This is a genomic window from Lysobacter yananisis (genome assembly GCF_031199375.1).
Taxonomy (GTDB): domain Bacteria; phylum Pseudomonadota; class Gammaproteobacteria; order Xanthomonadales; family Xanthomonadaceae; genus Lysobacter; species Lysobacter yananisis.
The window spans coordinates 5774118-5791809 of sequence record NZ_CP133568.1 but is presented as its reverse complement, the minus strand read 5'-3'; the positions used below and the strand labels follow the sequence as shown (position 1 = coordinate 5791809).

Genomic DNA, 17692 nt, shown 5'->3' with positions numbered 1-17692 from the left:
TACGGATGATGTCTCGTGATCACGAAGATGAAGATTCATGGCTATCGCATTTACAAGAAGTTCGAGCTTGCGCCGAACAAGAGGCTCAATCTGATCGTTGGCGCCAACGAGGCCGGCAAGTCCACATTGATTGAGGCGCTGACGCTGGCGTTGACCGGATGGATTTATCAGGAAAGCAGGTCCATCAGGCGCGAGCGCGTGTTCCCGGATCTGCCAAACGCCACAGGCTTAGGCTTTGGTCGTCAGCTCAGCCGGCAGTTCTTTGCCTACATCAAAGAGCGCGGTGTGAGCGACAGTGGTTTGGGTTTCTATGCCTTCCGCCACACCTTTGCCACGTTGCTTGATAAGGCGGGCGAAAGCGTGACGGCCATTTCCCGTCTGACGGGACACTGGGAAGGGCAGCCGGCACCAAGCACGTTGGACAAGTTCTACATCCACCGCGAAAACATCCCGTTGCGGATGGCGACGGTGGCGAAGTTCGCGCCGGGTGTGACGCTACCAATTTCTCAGAAAGATCACTTTAAGAAGGAGTTGACGGGGCTGAGAAGCGTTCGTCAATAGTCGAAGCTCGCAATAAATTATTTCGGAGGGCTTGTTATGGTGTTTTTCCGAAATATCAGGATATTTGTTGGCGATGCATGGATTGCAATTCGCAACTTCTTAGGCTGGTTGTTTACTCAGCCGGGTGAAAAATTCTTGTATTTTACACTCGCTTTGATAGGGGTTGTTTTAATAAGTTTTTCTCTTTATGGAGCAGTTTACAGCTGGTTCAAATTTTTTAATTTGGGCTGGCTAGTAGATAGGTGATCGTAATTTATTTAATGGATTTTCAGTTTCCTTAATTTATAAAAGCCTTGAGCGCGGCCACTAATTCTCGGTGAGAAAATAAGAAGCATGCGTTGGTTAAGATGGCGCCTGTGAATCCAAGAAAAAAAGGCGCTAAATTAAATTTTTCTTGATTTTTTTTCATGTGCATGTAGCAACAATAAAAATTACGATTATAAACAGCAAGTTTCCCGCGCAGGCTCCTATAAGCGCAGCAAAAAACGGGTGAGAGTTAATTTTCTCTAATATTAATGGCATAGCGCTGGTCCTCTAAAATATTGTTTATAACAAATAATTGGCTGATGTCAATGCCCGGGGTGCGTGGATTTAAGATCGTTGTCATTCCTGTGGGGATGTAGGGCATCTTGGTTTCAATTAATGGAGTTCCTCAATTGTGTTTATTGAACGCCTGACGCTGACAAACTTTCGGTGCTTTGGTCCGTCGCCATCGGCCATTGATCTCACTGCTGGCCTAACTGCTTTTGTGGGTGCAAACGGTGCTGGAAAGACCGCGGCCATGCAGGCGCTTCAACGTTTATTTGGTATCAGTGGAGAGCAGAGGCGCGTTAAACGCCAGGATTTTCATATTCCCGCAGGAGAGAGCGCGCCAGCCACCCAGCGTACTTTGGCGCTGGAAGTCATCTTGGCCTTTCCAGAACTAGACCATGACGGCCAACAAGCCAATGCTGTTCCAGAGTTTTTTCAGCAGATGGCTGCTGATGAGGAGGGGCGCCTCAAATGCAGACTCCGACTCGAAGCGACTTGGACCGAAGATAGCTCTCTGGATGGGGCGATTGATCAGAAATACTTCGTGGTGCGCACGCTGGGGGCTTTTGACGAGACGCATTGCAGCGACCTCAAAGCCACCGACCGAGCCCGTATACAGATGATCTACGTGCCAGCCTCACGTGATGGCGCGTCCCAAGTCACTGCATTCCTACGTGGTAGGCTTTGGCGCGCAGTTAACTGGTCAAACAACTTCAAGATCACGCTTGCTAATGTCGGCGGCAACTTGAACAGAGCGTTCTCGACCGAGGCAGCGGTGAACGTCGTGGCTCAAAAGGTTACACAGCGTTGGCAAGAGGTCCATAGCGCGGGCACCGATACAACCCCGTTGATCAGGCCCGTTGATCTGCGGTTTCAGGAGTTCATTCGCAAGGTAGAGGTGGTCTTTCATCCAGACGAACAAGGCAGGGAGCGTGCGCTTGAAGATCTGAGTGATGGCCAACGCTCACTCTTCCACATTGCGATGACAGCGGCGACATTGGATGTTGAAGCGATGGTGTCAGACGACGCCAACACCACAGGTTTCCTGCCGGGCACGGTTCTTCTGCCGGCGCTCACACTCATCGCAGTCGAGGAGCCGGAGAACAACCTTGCTCCGTTCTATTTGTCGCGCATCATTCGGCAAATTGAAGACCTAACTAAGAGTGGCAAAGCGCAGGCAATCGTTTCCAGCCATTCTGCAAGCATCCTGGCACGAGTTGATCCGTTGCAGGTCAGACATTTCCGGCTTGAACACTCCACACGTTTGGCTCAGATTCGAGCAATCCGCATGCCTACAATCGATCAGGATGCGTCGAAGTTCGTTAGAGAGGCGGTTAAAACCTATCCAGAGCTTTACTTCGCCCGTTTCGTGGTGCTCGGTGAGGGTGCGTCAGAGCAAGTTGTCTTGCCCCGCATTGCTGAGGCGATGGGTCTAAACATCGATCAATCATTCGTTGCCGTTGTTCCGCTTGGGGGGCGGCATGTCAATCATCTGTGGCGACTGTTGACGGATCTAGACATTCCACACGCAACACTGCTTGACCTCGACTGGGGCAGGGCTGGGGGCGGATGGGGACGGATAAAAAATGCTTGTCAGCAGCTCGTGGATACAGGCATCCGATCTCAGGATATATTCGAATCGGACTCGGCGCCTTTTGGCGCGAGAGTTGGAATTTCCATTTTCGATGCACTCCTGCCAACTGACATAACAAAGATGAATGAGTGGATGCAATGGCTGAATCTATTCGGGATTTATTTCTGCGCACCACTAGACTTGGACTACTCAATGTTACGTGCGTTTCCTGACGCATATCGAGTTATAGAGCCTGGGCGATCAGGTCCGTCGTCGCAGGTTGATCCGAGGTTGGCTGTTTTGGGTGAAATGGGGAATGTAGATCTCTATCAATCGGATCATGCCGATAACTTTCGCTGGTACCGCTATCTATTCCTCGGCCGGGGCAAGCCCAGCACGCATGTGCGCGTGCTCGCCAATTTGAGTCGGCAACAGCTGAGTGTCGGAGCGCCTATCGAACTTCAGAATTTGCTGACTACGATAGCTAATCGCCTGTGAATCGCGCCAGCGCCCATGGATTGAACATGTCATACATCCGTTCCGAAGACTGGCGCTTGCGAGGCATCGAAAGCTTTGAAGACGCGGCGTGGCGAGCGTTGTGTGCGCCGGGATCGGCTTGCGTGGTGGCGGGGCCGGGCTCGGGCAAGACTGAGTTTTTGGCTCAACGCGCCGCTTATCTTCTGGAAACAGGTCAGTGTCCTGCCCCTCAGCGGCTGCTCGCGATCTCCTTCAAGCGCGATGCTGCTAAGAATCTTGCGCTTCGAGTTCGAGAACGCTGCCCGCCAGAAATCGCCAATCGGTTCGACTCCTACACCTTCGACGCGCTGGCTAAACAATTGGTCGATCGATTTCATCCGGCGATCCCAGCACAGTGGCGTCCCTCTTCTCCTTACCGTATCGCTTATCTAAAGCCCCGAGATGTGGAAGCATTCTTCTCCCAAGCTCAGAAGGATGCGCCATTGCCTTGGCAGAGGGAAATAGCAGGTATAAAACAAAATACGTTTGAGGCAGAGCGAGTTGGCGCATACCGCTTACCCGTGGCGCAGATCGCTGCCGCTTCGGGATCAGATTACGCCATTCATCGTTGGTGGGCGTTGCAATTGGCAACACAGCCGTCTTCTTCTTTGACTTTTATCAGCATCAACCGGCTTGCTGAATTACTGATTCGAGCTAGTCCTTACATAAGACGAGCATTGCGAGCAACCTATCCATTTGTGTTTGTAGATGAGTTCCAGGACACAACCTTTGCTCAATATGATTTTTTATTGTCGGTGTTCGGTGGGGGTTCGTCGCGCCTGACTGTCGTGGGAGACAACAAACAAAGAATTATGGTCTGGGCGGGCGCGCGCGTTGACGCCTTTGAACGCTTCACGACAGATTTCTCTGCAAGCTCTTTTGCCTTGCTTTGCAATTTTCGCTCCACAACGGATTTGGTGCGCATCCAGAACGTCGTGGCTCGCGCATTGGATTCTACTGCCCCGGTGGCAGTTGCCCGAGCGTCCGCGCAGATTAGTGAAGGAGTTGCACAAGTCTGGAGGAGTTCCAGTAAAGCTCAGGAAGTCAACCACATTGCGCGATGGATCGCTACTGACATGCAGTCGCGACAACGGCAGCCGCGTGACTACGCAATCTTAGTCAGGCAGCGGGCTGATGACTACGAGGCTGAGTTGTCAGCGCCCTTTGCAAGGCTTGGATTGCGCTTACGAAATGAAGCGCGAAATCTTGGGGACACCACCCTTCAAGACTTACTGGCTGATGATCTGGCTAGGATATTTATTTCATTGCTACGCCTTGGATCTATCAGACGTGCTCCGGTGGCGTGGAAGACATGCACATCCGCGCTGTTACAAATTAGAGGTGTGATGCCGGATGATATTATAGGCCAAGAACGTATCGAGGATGAGCTATCCAAGTTCAAGGATTTGCTACGCGCTGACATGAAAACGTTAACTCCGCACGGCGAAAGTGCAGAGATTTTGTTAATGCGGATCAAGAAATTTTTAGATCTCAACGCTGTCGTACGGGCTTACCCCGAATACAACACAGGAGAGCTTGCTACTATCATGTTAGAAGCTTTCCGCTTGCATTTTATTCAGTCAACGGAAGGGGCCACGGATTGGACTGAATGTCTAGATGCATTTGAGGGGGCGTCACATATCCCTCTCCTGACCGTTCATAAAAGCAAAGGATTGGAATACGACACGACTATATTTGTCGGCTTAGATGACCGAGCGTGGTGGGCTCACACCCCTGGAAATTCTGAGGGACTGGCTACGTTCTTTGTCGCCCTATCACGAGCGAAGCAACGAGCAATCTTCGCGTTCTGTCAAGAGCGGGGCGGGCGAAGCAACGTAGCGGAGCTGTTTAAGCTGCTGGCTGACGCCGGCGTTCCCGAGATCGCCATATGATTCACGCTGCCGATTTGACTGATCGAATTGCTACGGCACTGGCCTCTTATGCGACACACAAACGTATGCTGAAAATTGCGGTTTGAATCGCCCTGGGTTTAGTAGACATCTCGCAGCCGTAAACTATGGGTTAATTGGAGGTGGTTACGAGCGCGAAGCGTAAACCGATGAAACCAAGATGGGAGCAGTCCGTCAGACGGTGGAGTACGGTCGGCCGATGGCCGAGCCACTCGGGGCGGTGCAAGGAAAGAGCGCCGTGGTTCGTCGCGTCGAAAGCGACCGGACCGCGGACGTGCGCCGCCCGAAGGCGCAAGTACGCCGGGCCTTTGATCGCTCATCGGGCGCCGTGGCGCCTGACATACCGCTAGGCTGCGCCCGAGTGGAGGCAGGTTGACGAATCCCAATAGTTGCACCAAAATTCGTTGACAAACCCACGGATCTGCACAAATGGCTCTTCCGACCCCTGCTGTGTATGCCCCTGCGCTGACCGCTGACCGCTTGCAAAAGGTTGCCGATTGGCTTCTCGATGAGCTTCAGGCGACTGAGGATGATCTGACTCGGCCCACCGACACGCGTTGGACGAAGGGGTGCACGACCTTTGGGAGGCAGCATAGTCGTATTGTTGCCGAGTGGCAGTCAGGCAATCACCCTTGGCTGGGGATGCTCGACGCGAGCAATGCGTTGGTCTTCACCATTGGCGAAGTGCCATGCCGTTTTAGCAATGATGACCCCGATAATCCCTCCAAAAAGGCGGTGTTGGGCGTCAACCCGTATCAGCGGGCATTCGCTGAGTTTTTCTCCCCCGAATTGCCGGTGCATTACTGCTTCGTCGTTGACAGGGGTATGGATGGCTTGGCTGACCCTTATGTGGTCCTTCACGGTCTCAGCGATTCCAACCAAATCGTTTGCAGGTGGGTGTCCGATTCGGTGCCGGCATTCCGCGTTGAAACAGAAAGCCAGCCGGCGGCGGTTGAGGTCCAAAAGCGGGCTCTCTCTGCCAAGCATCTTGGCGAAGTGTCGGAACAGGATCCGCAGCGGACTGAGGACGGTGACATGTCCGGAAGCGTGTGATGGCCGGTTTCGTAGGGGCGAGTCTCCGACTCGCCCGGCTTTTTCACGGGCTTTCGCTGGCTGATCTGGGCGAGAAGGTTAATGTTTCCAAGCAATTCCTGAGCCGTGTCGAAAGCGGCTCCGAACGCGTGTCACCAAGCCTTGAAGCTTCGTTGGCTTCTGAGCTGGAAGTGCTTCCCGAGTTTTTCCGGCATATCGACGCCAACCCGATCTCCGATGAGCAGTGTCATTTCCGCAGTCACCTGACCACGAAGGTGGCGCTTCGTCAGGTCGCGCGCGCGCGTGGGGAAATGCTCAAAAATCTAGTCTCCGTGATCGACCAGCATGTCGAGCTTCCGAGCTATGGGATTGAGGAGGCCGAACCTGAGAGCGTCGAATCTATTGAGCGCGCCGCAGAACGGTTCCGTTCGGTGTTCGGATTGGGTGTGGGGCCTTTGAGCAACGTGCTGCGCATTGCCGAAAATGCGGGCGCAGTGGTGATGAAAGTGCGGGGGTTGGCCCCTGAGATCGACGCCATCTCGTTTGCAACGCATCGCCCCTTGATTGCGCTCAACGACGACGGGCGCTCCGCGTGTCGGCGACGTTTTGGGATTGCGCATGAATTGGGCCATTTCGCTCTCCATATCGGCGTTCTGACGGGCGACAGACTGACTGAGACGCAGGCGAATCGCTTCGCCAGTGCTTTGTTGATGCCTAGGCATTCATTCGCGTCCGAATGCCATATGGCTATCCGCGGGGCTCGCTTGAACTGGCCGGGGCTTTCAGCGCTGAAGATGCGGTGGGGAGTGTCGAAAGCGGCCATCGTGTATCGGGGGAGGCAACTGGGAGTGCTTTCCGAAGACCAAGCGAGAGCCGGTTATATCGGGCTGAAGCGGCATGGAGAGGCGATTCAGGAAACCGAAGATGCATCTATGCCGCATGAGGAGCCGGAAGTCGTAGCCGACAGCCTTGCTTTGATGCGAGAGAGCTTGGGAATACCTCTCACAGCGATAGCTCGTCAAATGAGAGTGCAGCCGCATTTACTTGATGGACTATTAATGAATCGTGTCGAATCAGTAGCGGCAGTGGGGAATGTGGTGAATCTCTTTTCTACGTGTGCTTCTGAAGCTGAGCGTAGCGACATTTAAGAGGCTGCCCAAGTGGCCGCTCACGGCTCTTCAATCAAGTAGTTCGCCGGTCTGCCGGTCTAGAGTGATGTAAGCATTTCTTCATCCAATAGGAGGCAGGAGCGCTCGATCCGCAGTCAATCAACGTCGAGATCAAGCAACTTGAAGCTCAGAGGAAGCTGATCGGAAGGCGCGCTGGTGAAGTGCCGAAGAACATTGAGGTGTTGCAGCGATAAGCGGCCGTGGCCGAGCCCCTATGTTGTTTGCAGCGCGGGAAAAATCGTGTCGACGGCAACGCTTAGCGCAAGGTCAGCGAGGGTGAGAAGTTCCCCGCTGCCAATCGTGCAGCCCAGTCCGGTGCGAAGAGCAAGTCGGGCGTGAGCAATACTACTGCGGGCAGGAGGCGCAACGGGCGCAGCTGCCACTCAGAGATTAACGCTGTGATCGGTGCTTGCAAACTAATGCGGCCTAGTTGGAGGCACCTGCACCATACCTACTCTACGACGCCTAGTCACTTTAAACAGTGATCGCTTGGCGCTACGTAATTCAGCCTAGAAGGCGGCCAATGTCATGCCGTGTCAGCATTTGAGATGGGCGTGAGGCACGATAGTTGCGTGCAGCTTCGATGTTCGCGATGATCGCGCGATCACACGGAAGAGCACCAGCATGGCATCAGGAAAGAGCGCATTGGACTACCTCGATCTCATTGAGCGTCGAGGCTATTCATTCAGATTGGTTCAGGCTGTCTTGCGAGATCAGGATTTGCCAACCGCGCAAGGCTGGGAGCCACTCAAGGAGAAAGTTCAGGGGCTGGCCAACGCCAAGGACCCTAAGTTCATCGAAAAACTTAAATCAATCACCATAGATCTCACGTTGTATGCCGAAAAAGCGGTGGCGCTTTTTCCGTTGTCGAATACTGAGGCGCTCAACATTCCTGCCATTTTGGGTGGCATCAAACCTGCGGGAATGTATGCCACAAATTTTCCGTTTTTACTTTCGGATGCTGCTTTGACTGCGCAACCGACATCGCTACAGCCAGCGCATCATCTGCTGACGGGGCAAAAGTTGGGGAATTTGGTGTTTGCCACCAAATTTTATGAAACAACTCGGGCAAAGATAGAAGTGGCAGATTTCAACAGTATTCCTGCGGAGCTGCAGGGCTATGATGAAGTCATTGCAATACGCCGCACCATTAAACAGTTGTTTCATTTGGTGACCCTTCGAGCTACAAAAAAGGGTAATTTCTTTCTTGAGATTCGCTTAGATACTGTTGCAAAGATGGTGGAAGATGATTTCAGGAAAGGCTTTAGGGCTGTGCGTAGGTGGATGAACAAGCAGTATGCGTCAGCGTTCGGTGTTGATGATTTGTTGGACCAAGAGGTTAATATGTTTCCAGCGATCAAGGGTTTGTATGCGGCGGCTGATGGTCGAGTAAGGCATTTGGGTTCGACCACCACCAGTGCGTCAGTTAAACAGGAGCGTATGCGCAGTAAGTTCCACGATCTGCGGATGGAGCCTTTCCACGTGGCGGGGCAGAAAGTAACCGCATTGGATAGTTACAGTATCGACAAAAATTGGGACTCATGGCTGGGTTCGGGGCAGCCTTCTGTCATTGTGCCGGGTAAGGTAGCGGATATCAGTTCCGATGATCCGCACGTCGGGATGGTTTTTGTGGACGGAGCCGGATCCATAGATGATTTTGAATTGGTGATGGAAAAGTTGATAGATTCATTAGGACTATGAACGTGTCACCCCACATCCGTGAACTTGTCGAAATGGATTTCGAGTCTCGCCCTGAAGTGCGGGATGGCTGCTTGCGTGTTGTGGAATTTATAGAAGCCAACCATCGCGATCAGTTGCGTCATTTGAGTTATGCGGCTCTGAAGAGAATAAGTGGTGTTGAGCACGAGGCTGTTATAGCTCTAGCGCAATACCTCAGTGGCGCGAGAATGGGGGTGCTAGAGATGAAGTTCGAATTCATCTGTGGCAATTACATCAGTGAGGTAGAGCCCGCTGTCTTGCGTCAAGCTCGTTTAGAAGGGCGGTTTTATCACCCCAAAGAGGGTAGGCCGGTCGATGATTTTGAATCGTGCATCTTCATGTATTTCGCTCCGGGGCACACGGTGGACGGTGAATGAAGCCCGAAGCCATTGAGAATATGTCCTTGCGTGATTTGGCTGCGTTGAATGGGTTGAACTCACAATTGGATGACATGCTCCGCAGGTTGACCATCTCTACCCATGAAGAATTTGTAGAGAGTGTCGAGATCGATCTGGAGCGGATTATCAGAGGATTGGAGAGTGGTGCCGCTGTCCGAGAAGAAGATGGCGAAGATCGTCTGACAGAAGAAATAATAAATTGCTTGTGCCAGTTAAGCTATATCGCTGCTCACGATGAAAATTACAATGGCCACAGCGATGTTGTCGTTCGTTGGAAGCAAAAAGAGTTCGTATGGATTGGCGAAGCCAAGATTCACAGTGGTTATGACTATTTGTGGGATGGATTCTTACAGCTGACGACACGATATTCGACGGGAACAAACTCGTGTAATCATGGTGGCATGCTGGTTTACATAAGAAATGTTGACGCAAATTCAGTTGTTCACCGCTGGAATGAGGAGCTAAACACACGCGCATTCGATGATGGTGAGAAGGTGGCTGCGCATGTCGATTCGAAGAACTCTCTTCGCCTTACATCAACACATAAACATAAGAAGTCAGGTCTGCCATATGTCACGCGCCACTTTGGCGTGGTGCTTCATGTGGGGCCCGAAGACAAATCCGCACGAAACAGGAAGGCGAAATGAATCGTCCTAAGTTCCGTAGCCACACCACGGCCACTAAGTGTGGCGTAAGCGATTGCCGCCTATTGCAGGTGCATCGCAGCGGCCACCGCTCACGGCTGGTCAATCAAGTATTCGTCGGCCTGTGGTGATATAAGCGTGTCTCCACCCAGTAGGAGACAGCCGTGCCCCGAACCACCCTCCAGTCAATCGACGCCGAGATCAAACAGCTCGAAGCCCAGAAGAAGCTCATCGAAAAGCGCGATGGCGAAGTTCCCAAGGCCATCGAGGTGTTGCAGCGATACGCCAAGGTGCTGTCGGCCGTGCAACGCCGCAAGATCGCCCGAATCATTGGCGAAGTCGTTGACGCCGCCACCCCGGCCAAGGCCCCGCGTGCCAAGAAGCAGGGCCGCAAGCTGGGCCCTGTGGCCCCGAAGTATCAGTTGCCCACTGGCGAGACGTGGAGCGGCCGCGGCCGAACCCCTGTGGTGTTTGCGGCATGGGAAAAGGGCGCTGAAGGTAAGGCTTGGCGCAAGGCCAACGAGGGCGAGAAGTTCCCCGCCGCCAGTGGTGCAGCCCAGCCCACTGCCAAGAGCCAGTCCGGCGCGAAGAAGGTGAGTGCCCGGAAGGGCCGCAAGGCCGCGGCCAAGAAGACCCGTCGGCCAGCCAAGACCGCCTGATCCTCTCAGAGCCGCAAGAGGTGCCCTAGCGCCTCTGCTGCTCTGTCTCTCAGTTGGTGAAAGGGCCCGAAAGCCTCCCGCTTCGGCCTGAAGGGGAGCTTGAGACCGAAACGACCGCTTGCTTATACAGGCGGCTTGCGTGCGTGATGGCTGGACCGCACAGCCGCGCAACTGAAGGCGGCGGACGGGGCAGGGGCCGCTAATGGCATTAGGCTGGGGTCGATGAAGCTAAATCCGCTGCTAGTGCTGTTTGGTGTTGCGCTCAGTGGCTGCTCTGGCAGCCCGCCGACCAAGATCAGTGAGCGCTTTGACTTGTGCGCCACGTTGCCTCCCAACGCGAGCTACACGCTCACAACCCGCGGACCCGACTACGAGATGGGCCGCCTCGATGTGCGCAATGACGTGATCGAGGTCTACAGCGGGTATCAGCCCGATTTCCCCCGGCGCGTTGCCAAGACCATCTCCCAAGTCTCTGGCCACTTCCAGCTTGCCGACACAGCCAGAACCGGGCCCACACAGAAGGTTCTGTTGTGGCGCAAGCGGACGCCCGACGACGCTCCACTTCTGGTGGTGTTGGAGGGGCGGGACGTGCTGGCCGCGTTGCCGTCCATCCAGCACCCGGGCGTGGTCGCCAGTTGCCCCTGACGCATCAGTTGCACCCTACGCAGCAAGCCTCCACACGGAGTCAGCCACGCTCCCAAGATCGCGAGCTCAGCCGCCCCTCCTGCGCCTAATGAATAGGCAAGGTGTGCACCGCTGCTGTCGAGGCATGCGTGCCGAAACGTATAGCGTCGCGGCTGTTCTTGTCGAGGCGGGCAAAGTCGGCAAAGTCCCTCAAAGAATTCCCACCGCATGTCCGCTTGTCGTAGACCGGCGGTGTTTTTCTTCGTGCATTTCGGCGCATATCTCAGCTCGGCAAGCAGAAATCGCGCGGTCCAACACCTACACTCAACAGGTCAGCAAGCGCCACCGCTGACATGAGAAAACGGACCCTCAGCCCCACCTGTTCTGAGCCGCAATGGACATGCCGGCACTTTCCCCAAGCATCTGACGCAGTCGTTTCAAAGGAAACGGAGGGCGGCGTGTGCCTCGTTGGCCACCCCGATCTCCAATCTCGGGCCCCTGACTGCCCTTCAAGGAGATAGCAATGTCACGCAGGAAGAATTTCGCACGCCTATCGCCGAGCCGCCATCCTCTGATGGCCGTGCTGGCGGTGGCCGTGGGCACAGCGTTGAGCGCCAGCGTTCAAGCCCAAGAGGCCGGAAAGGTCTGGACGTCCGACTGGCTTCCGCCCGATCCGCAAACCACGGAAGAAGGCATCCAGAACAAGATCAAGGAGGTCATTGCGAGTTACCCCGACAGCGCCGGCATCGAAATGCAGGTCACCGGACACTTTGTGACCCTGAACAAGACGATCTCGAAGTATGAGACCGTGCCGAAGCCGCCGGTGATCAATCCTTGGGTCTACAGCGACTTCAGCACGCCCAACCCTCCGCCCGGGGTGGGTTCTGTGGAGGCGTTGGAACTTCAGATTGCCCAGCGCTACAACCAAGAGAGCACCACCGAAGGTTGTCCGAACGTCAGCGTGATCCATGTTTCTCCGGTTTGGAATGAGGTCACGCCGTGGGATGACGGTCAGACGATGACCCAAGGATTTGGCACCTACACGGGCACGCGCTCGGCATGGACCGGAGGCCAGTGCGAGATCGTCAATGTCTCTGGATCCACAACAAAACTGCGCGACGTGGCGTGCCCCAACGACGGCGTTCTGGGCTGGAGTGACGAGAAACACGGATGTGTGTTTCCGATCGTGTTCACCTATCAATCGGAAACACTCGCCAAGAATGAGTGTCCGGTGGGCAACCCGTGCGATCCCACCACCGGCGACAAGTCTGAGCCTGCGCCCGACTTTGATCTCGGCTGGATCGCTTTCGACCGCCACTACCATTCCATGGCCTCAGTGGCGCGCAGCGGTTTTGGCAGTGGCTGGACGCACTCGCACAACATCCAGCTGGCCATGGGGGTTGACCCCATGGATCCCAATCAAACGCTCAATGTGGGCCTGATCGAAGCCGACGGTTCGCAGCTCGCGTTCAAGGCAGCTGGTTCGGCGTATGAGGCAGTGGACGGCAGTGGCGATCGGTTGGTCGCTGATGGCACAGATTGGCTGCTGTATCGAGCCGATCGGGTGCTGCGCTTCAATGTGGACAACCGCCTGACCGAGCAGAAGCTTGAGGATGGCACAAGCCTGAGCTACAGCTACGACACGGCCCGCCGTCTGACGACCATCACCCACAGCACCGGTCGCAGCTTGGTGCTGGAATACAACGGTGTCAGCGAAGACGCCACCATTGCCGCGGTCCGCTCGGCAGGAACGGCACTCGCGACCTACAGCTACACCGCCGGCGGCCAAGTCGAAACGGTCACCTACGCGGACGCAAAAACGCGCACCTACCACTACGAAGACACCCGTTTCCCGCGGTTGTTGACCGGGGTGACGGGCGAGGACAATCAGCGCTACAGCACGTTCACCTACGACGCCAAGGCCCGCGTGACCTCAAGCAGCCACGCAGGTGGTGCGGACGCCGTGACCCTGACCTATCCCTCCGCCGGCGGCTCAACCGTCACCGACGCCTTGGGCGCAGTGACCACCTACGGCATGACGACATGGGTGCAGGACGGTCCGACCCGCAAGATCAGCAAGTTCTCCGATCCTGTCCGCGGTGACATCGAACGCACCTACTTGGACGCGTCGGTGGATTTCCGCCGCCGCCTGAGCACGGTCAAGGACCGCCGCGGATTCGAAACCCACCACAGCTACAGCGAGGCCAACGACACCGTGACGGGGCAGCCCGCGCGCATGCACTCTGTCAAGGAAGCGGCTGGGCAGGTGGTGGAGCGCAACACGCAGGCCCGAACGGACATCGCCAGCAATCGGACCATCTTGACGGTCGTCGGCAACCGCGAAATCCGCATCACCCGCAATGCGCGTCTGCAGCCCGCGACGGTTGCTGTGCGCGACACGACCACCAACGAGGTCCGCACGACGAGTTATGTCTACTGCGAGGCCGCGGACGTGTCGGCGGCGAACAGCGCCTGTCCGACGCTGGGCTTGCTGAAGTCGGTGAATGGGCCGCGCACCGACGTCAACGACATCACGACGTTCCAGTATTTCGGCAGCGACGACAGCACCTGTGCGGCAACACCTGCCTTGTGCACCTATCGCAAGGGCGACCTGCGCAAGACCGTCGACGCGCTCGGTCGGGCGACCGAAGTGCTGGGCTACGACTCGCAGGGTCGACCGCTGTCCGTGCTCGATGCCAACGGTGTGGTGACCGACTATGAATACACCCCGCGTGGGTGGTTGACGGCCACCAAGGTGCGTGGTGCCAACAACGCGGTGGAGACCGACGATCGGATCACCCGCATCGAGCATGAGCCGACCGGATTGGTGAAGAAGGTCACCTTGCCCAATGGGGTGTTCACCACCTACACCTACGATGCGGCTCAGCGCTTGACCGACGTAACCGATAACGAGGGTAACAAGATCCACTACACGTTGGATCTGGCGGGCAACCGCAAGCAAGAGGATGCCAAGACCGCCAGCGGCACGCTGCGTCGCACGCTGTCGCGGGTGTTCAATACCTTGGGGCAGTTGGAGACGCTGAAGGATGCTGGGCAGAACCCCACGGGCTTCCATTACGACGTCAACGGCAATCAGGATCAGGTCATGGACGCGTTGTCGCGAGCCACCACTCAGTCCTACGATCCGCTGAATCGATTGAGCGTCACGGTGCAGGATGTTGGCGGAGTGGGGGCCGAAAGCAAAGTCGAATACAACGCGTTCGATCAAGTCGTTAAGGTCACCGACCCGAAAAATCTCATCACGCTGTATGCCTACAACGGCTTCGGTGATCGGACCAAGTTGACCAGCCCGGACACGGGCGTCACCGACCTCACCTACAACGCCGCAGGCCAAGTGGCGACGAAGAAGGATGCCAACGACGCGGTGGCGCATCGCTACACCTACGATGCACTCGGCCGCCCCAAGGCGGTCTTCTATACAACGACAGGACCGGCCGATGTCGAATTCGACTACGACACGGCCAACACCGAATGCACCACGGGTCAAACCTTCGCCACCGGGCGCCTGACGGCCACCCGGACCGAAGCCAATGAACTGAAATACTGCTACGACCGCTTTGGTCAGGTCGTGCGCAAGGTGCAGATCGTTTCCGGCAAGAGCTTCACCTTGAGCTATGCCTACACGCTCGCAGGTGATCTCGACAGCATCACCTATCCCGACGGCACGACCGTGGACTATGTCCGGGATACCCAAGCGCGGATCAAGGAGGTCGGTGTTCGCCCCAGTGGCGGCACCCGCACGGTGCTGCTGAACAACGCCACCTACGAGCCCTTTGGGCCGGTGACCGGGTGGGCTTACGGCAATGGCCGTACGCTCAGCCGCTCCTACGATCTGGACTACCGGCCCAAGACCATTTTGGACAGTGCGAGTGGCGGGCTGTCGCTGGGCTACGGTTACAACACGGTGGGTGATTTGACCGAGCTGAAGGACGGTCTGCACGCCACCTTCAAGGCGAAGTATGACTACGACACCTTGGGGCGGCTGACGGTCACCAACGACCACAACAGCAACCCGCTGGACACCTACACCTACGACAAGACCGGCAACCGCACGAGCTTGACCGATGGTGGTGGGCTGCAGGCTTACGACTACAACGCGACCGGCAGCCACCGATTGACGGCAGTTGCCGGTGTTGTGCGTGGCTACGACGCCGCCGGCAACACCACCAGCATCGGTGGCAGCGCCAAGGAGTTCGTCTACAGCGCCAACGACCGGCTGAGCCAGTTCAAGCAGGCGGGTGTGGTCAAGGCCAGCTACCGCTACAACAGCCGCGGCGAGCGCGTGGCCACCACAGGCGCGACGACCACCACGATCGACACCTACACGCTGTATGACGAGGCCGGCAACTGGATCGGCGACTATGACACCACGGGTGCGCCGAAGCAGCAGGCGATTTGGTTCGGCGACGCCCCTGTGGGCTTGGTGGTGGGGGCCGGAGCCGGGCAGACGTTGGCTTATGTCCAGCCAGATCATTTGGGCACGCCGCGGTCGATCATTGACCCCGCGCGCAATGTCGCGGTGTGGGCATGGGACGCCAAGAGTGAGGTGTTCGGCAACAGTCCACCGAATCAGGATCCGGATCAGGACGGGGTCGCGTTCGTCTTCAATATGCGCTTTCCGGGGCAGCGGCTGGATGCGGCCAGTGGGTTGGTCTATAACTACTTTCGTGACTACGATTCTGCTACCGGTCGTTATATCCAGAGCGACCCGATTGGGCTTAGTGGTGGCGCTAGCACTTTTGGATATGCTGGAGGTAACCCGCAGCGATTTACTGACATCTACGGGCTTGCCAGTGTAGACAACTGGGAGAACAAGCAAGTCCACAAAATTCAGCCGCCGCCGCGTGCGCCCGGGGATTGGCTGGGGCCTGCGGTCGGTGTCGGAATTGTGGCTATTCTCGCGCCTGTCGCTGTGGAAGCCATACCGTTTGTTCCGCTGTTTATAAATCCGGCGACGCTGTCGAACGTCGGTGTATTTACAGCTGAAGTTGCCGGTGTCAGTGGTGCGGGCCGCTATCTCTCCAGGAATTTGACAGGCGCGGTCGCTCCGGCAGTTCAGAGATATTGGTTTGAGATTTCAAGAGGTGATAAGCGAGCAAGTGCGACTCAAGTAGATCTGTATATGCAATGCTCAACATTTCGTAGGTTGATGATCGAAGATGGCTGGAGTTGGGCGCCATCTTCAGCACTTCAGGGGGCGGGGAAACTGACTAAGGGTGGATATACTTACAACATATATCCAGTGTCAAAAAGCACGGGCGCCCCTTCCGCAAAGCTTGTTACTGCTGATGGTTACAGGGTTGCCAACGTTCGATTTAATCCGGAATGACGTCCATGACTATTGAATCAGTTCCAGAAAATGCAACCTTGGATCAGCTGAGAAGATCTATAAATTGGCAGGTCGGATTCCCTGATTATGTGTTCGCCGAAAGTGCGAGCCAAGGGTTCTTTGTGATTGATGAGGGCGTTTTTACGTCTCGTGGCTTTTTAGACTTTATGCTTAGTCTGAAAGCAGAGGTTCCACTGATTACCTTGGTTCGTCTGCACGGGCAGCCGGCGCAGGATTTATTTTTTACAACATCCGACGCTAATGAGATAGCGGATCTTCGAGTTCATTTGGCACAGGGGCCTCTTGATCTTTTTGGGTCGAAAGTCGTTGTTAGTAGTGCGTCAATGGAATGGATTGCCTACGAGGAAGCCAATGAAGGCTTTGCAGTTCTGGCGGTTTTTGATGAGCAAACCTGGAAATATTTGTCGTCCGTAGAAAGCGGGGTATGGGATTATGCTACGTCCGCGGAGCAGGTGGCCACGAAATTGCTTGATGACAAATGGCACGGCTGGGAGCCTGACTTCCTTCGGCAAATTTTAAATTCATATAGAAGAAAAATATGAAACTTAACTCCTGCTGTTCAGTTGACGCAAATAAAGTCAGTTTAGGCTAAGTCGGCGGCATGGGCTTCGGGTAAGCCCCAGGGGTTGGATGCCAGCCAACCCCTGGGGCTCTCCGCAAGCGATTGAAAAAGGCCGGTATCGGTATATTCGGCTGATCCTGTGGTAACAACAAAGCCCCCGGAATCGGGGGCTTTGTTTATGAGCAAGTGGTAATGGCCTACCGTTGGTCGACCTCTGGTTGGTCCCACTGCAAGTGGATCTGTGCCACCCGTTTGAAGGTGGGGGATTTGGCCGCTATCTGAGCGCCAAGCACGACCAGATCCGCCCTCAATCCTTTCGGCGCCCGTCGAATGAGATCTTGCCAGCGCTTCTGAAAATTGAAAGCGCGCTCAAAATCCCGACAGTCCCATGTTTCGCCAACTTCCAGCATGTCTCTCAGCTCG

Annotated in this window: 12 protein-coding genes; all 12 read left to right on the top strand. The window is 55.6% G+C overall.

From position 1 onward, the window contains the following. Positions 1–15: 15 nt before the first annotated feature. Complete coding sequence (locus RDV84_RS23870) at positions 16–561, top strand: AAA family ATPase (RefSeq protein ID WP_425606193.1); 546 nt, start codon at positions 16–18, stop codon at positions 559–561. 658 nt (positions 562–1219) lie between these two features. Further along, positions 1220–3163 (top strand): ATP-dependent nuclease, encoded by a 1944-nt coding sequence (locus RDV84_RS23865; protein ID WP_309151859.1) that lies wholly within the window; start codon positions 1220–1222, stop codon positions 3161–3163. Positions 3164–3189: 26 nt separating this feature from the next. Continuing rightward, positions 3190–5073 carry a UvrD-helicase domain-containing protein gene (locus RDV84_RS23860; RefSeq protein WP_309151858.1) on the top strand — a complete coding sequence of 628 codons (1884 nt, stop codon included), beginning with the start codon at positions 3190–3192 and terminating at the stop codon, positions 5071–5073. Positions 5074–5520: 447 nt separating this feature from the next. Next, positions 5521–6144 carry a hypothetical protein gene (locus RDV84_RS23850; RefSeq protein WP_309151857.1) on the top strand — a complete coding sequence of 208 codons (624 nt, stop codon included), beginning with the start codon at positions 5521–5523 and terminating at the stop codon, positions 6142–6144. Continuing rightward, on the top strand, positions 6144–7271 hold the full coding sequence (locus RDV84_RS23845; protein ID WP_309151856.1) for a helix-turn-helix domain-containing protein: 1128 nt from the start codon (positions 6144–6146) through the stop codon (positions 7269–7271). Before RDV84_RS23850 ends, RDV84_RS23845 begins: the two co-directional genes overlap by 1 nt. Positions 7272–7937: 666 nt before the next feature. Next, positions 7938–8993 (top strand): hypothetical protein, encoded by a 1056-nt coding sequence (locus RDV84_RS23840; protein ID WP_309151855.1) that lies wholly within the window; start codon positions 7938–7940, stop codon positions 8991–8993. A gap of 2 nt (positions 8994–8995) precedes the next feature. After that, positions 8996–9388, top strand: a complete 393-nt coding sequence (locus RDV84_RS23835) for a hypothetical protein (protein ID WP_309151854.1) — start codon at positions 8996–8998, stop codon at positions 9386–9388. Next, positions 9385–10056 (top strand): hypothetical protein, encoded by a 672-nt coding sequence (locus tag RDV84_RS23830; RefSeq protein WP_309151853.1) that lies wholly within the window; start codon positions 9385–9387, stop codon positions 10054–10056. The genes RDV84_RS23835 and RDV84_RS23830 overlap by 4 nt, the downstream gene beginning before the upstream one ends. Before the next feature lie 161 nt (positions 10057–10217). Then, on the top strand, positions 10218–10712 hold the full coding sequence (locus RDV84_RS23825; RefSeq protein WP_309151852.1) for an H-NS family nucleoid-associated regulatory protein: 495 nt from the start codon (positions 10218–10220) through the stop codon (positions 10710–10712). A gap of 222 nt (positions 10713–10934) precedes the next feature. Continuing rightward, positions 10935–11357, top strand: coding sequence for a hypothetical protein (locus tag RDV84_RS23820; protein WP_309151851.1), 423 nt, complete (start codon positions 10935–10937; stop codon positions 11355–11357). A gap of 502 nt (positions 11358–11859) precedes the next feature. Next, a complete protein-coding gene (locus RDV84_RS23815) occupies positions 11860–16686 on the top strand; it encodes an RHS repeat-associated core domain-containing protein (protein WP_309151850.1) in 4827 nt (1608 codons plus the stop codon). 5 nt (positions 16687–16691) lie between these two features. Beyond that, entirely contained in the window at positions 16692–17249 is a 558-nt protein-coding gene (locus tag RDV84_RS23810; RefSeq protein WP_309151849.1) for a hypothetical protein, read from the top strand. Positions 17250–17692: the final 443 nt, after the last annotated feature.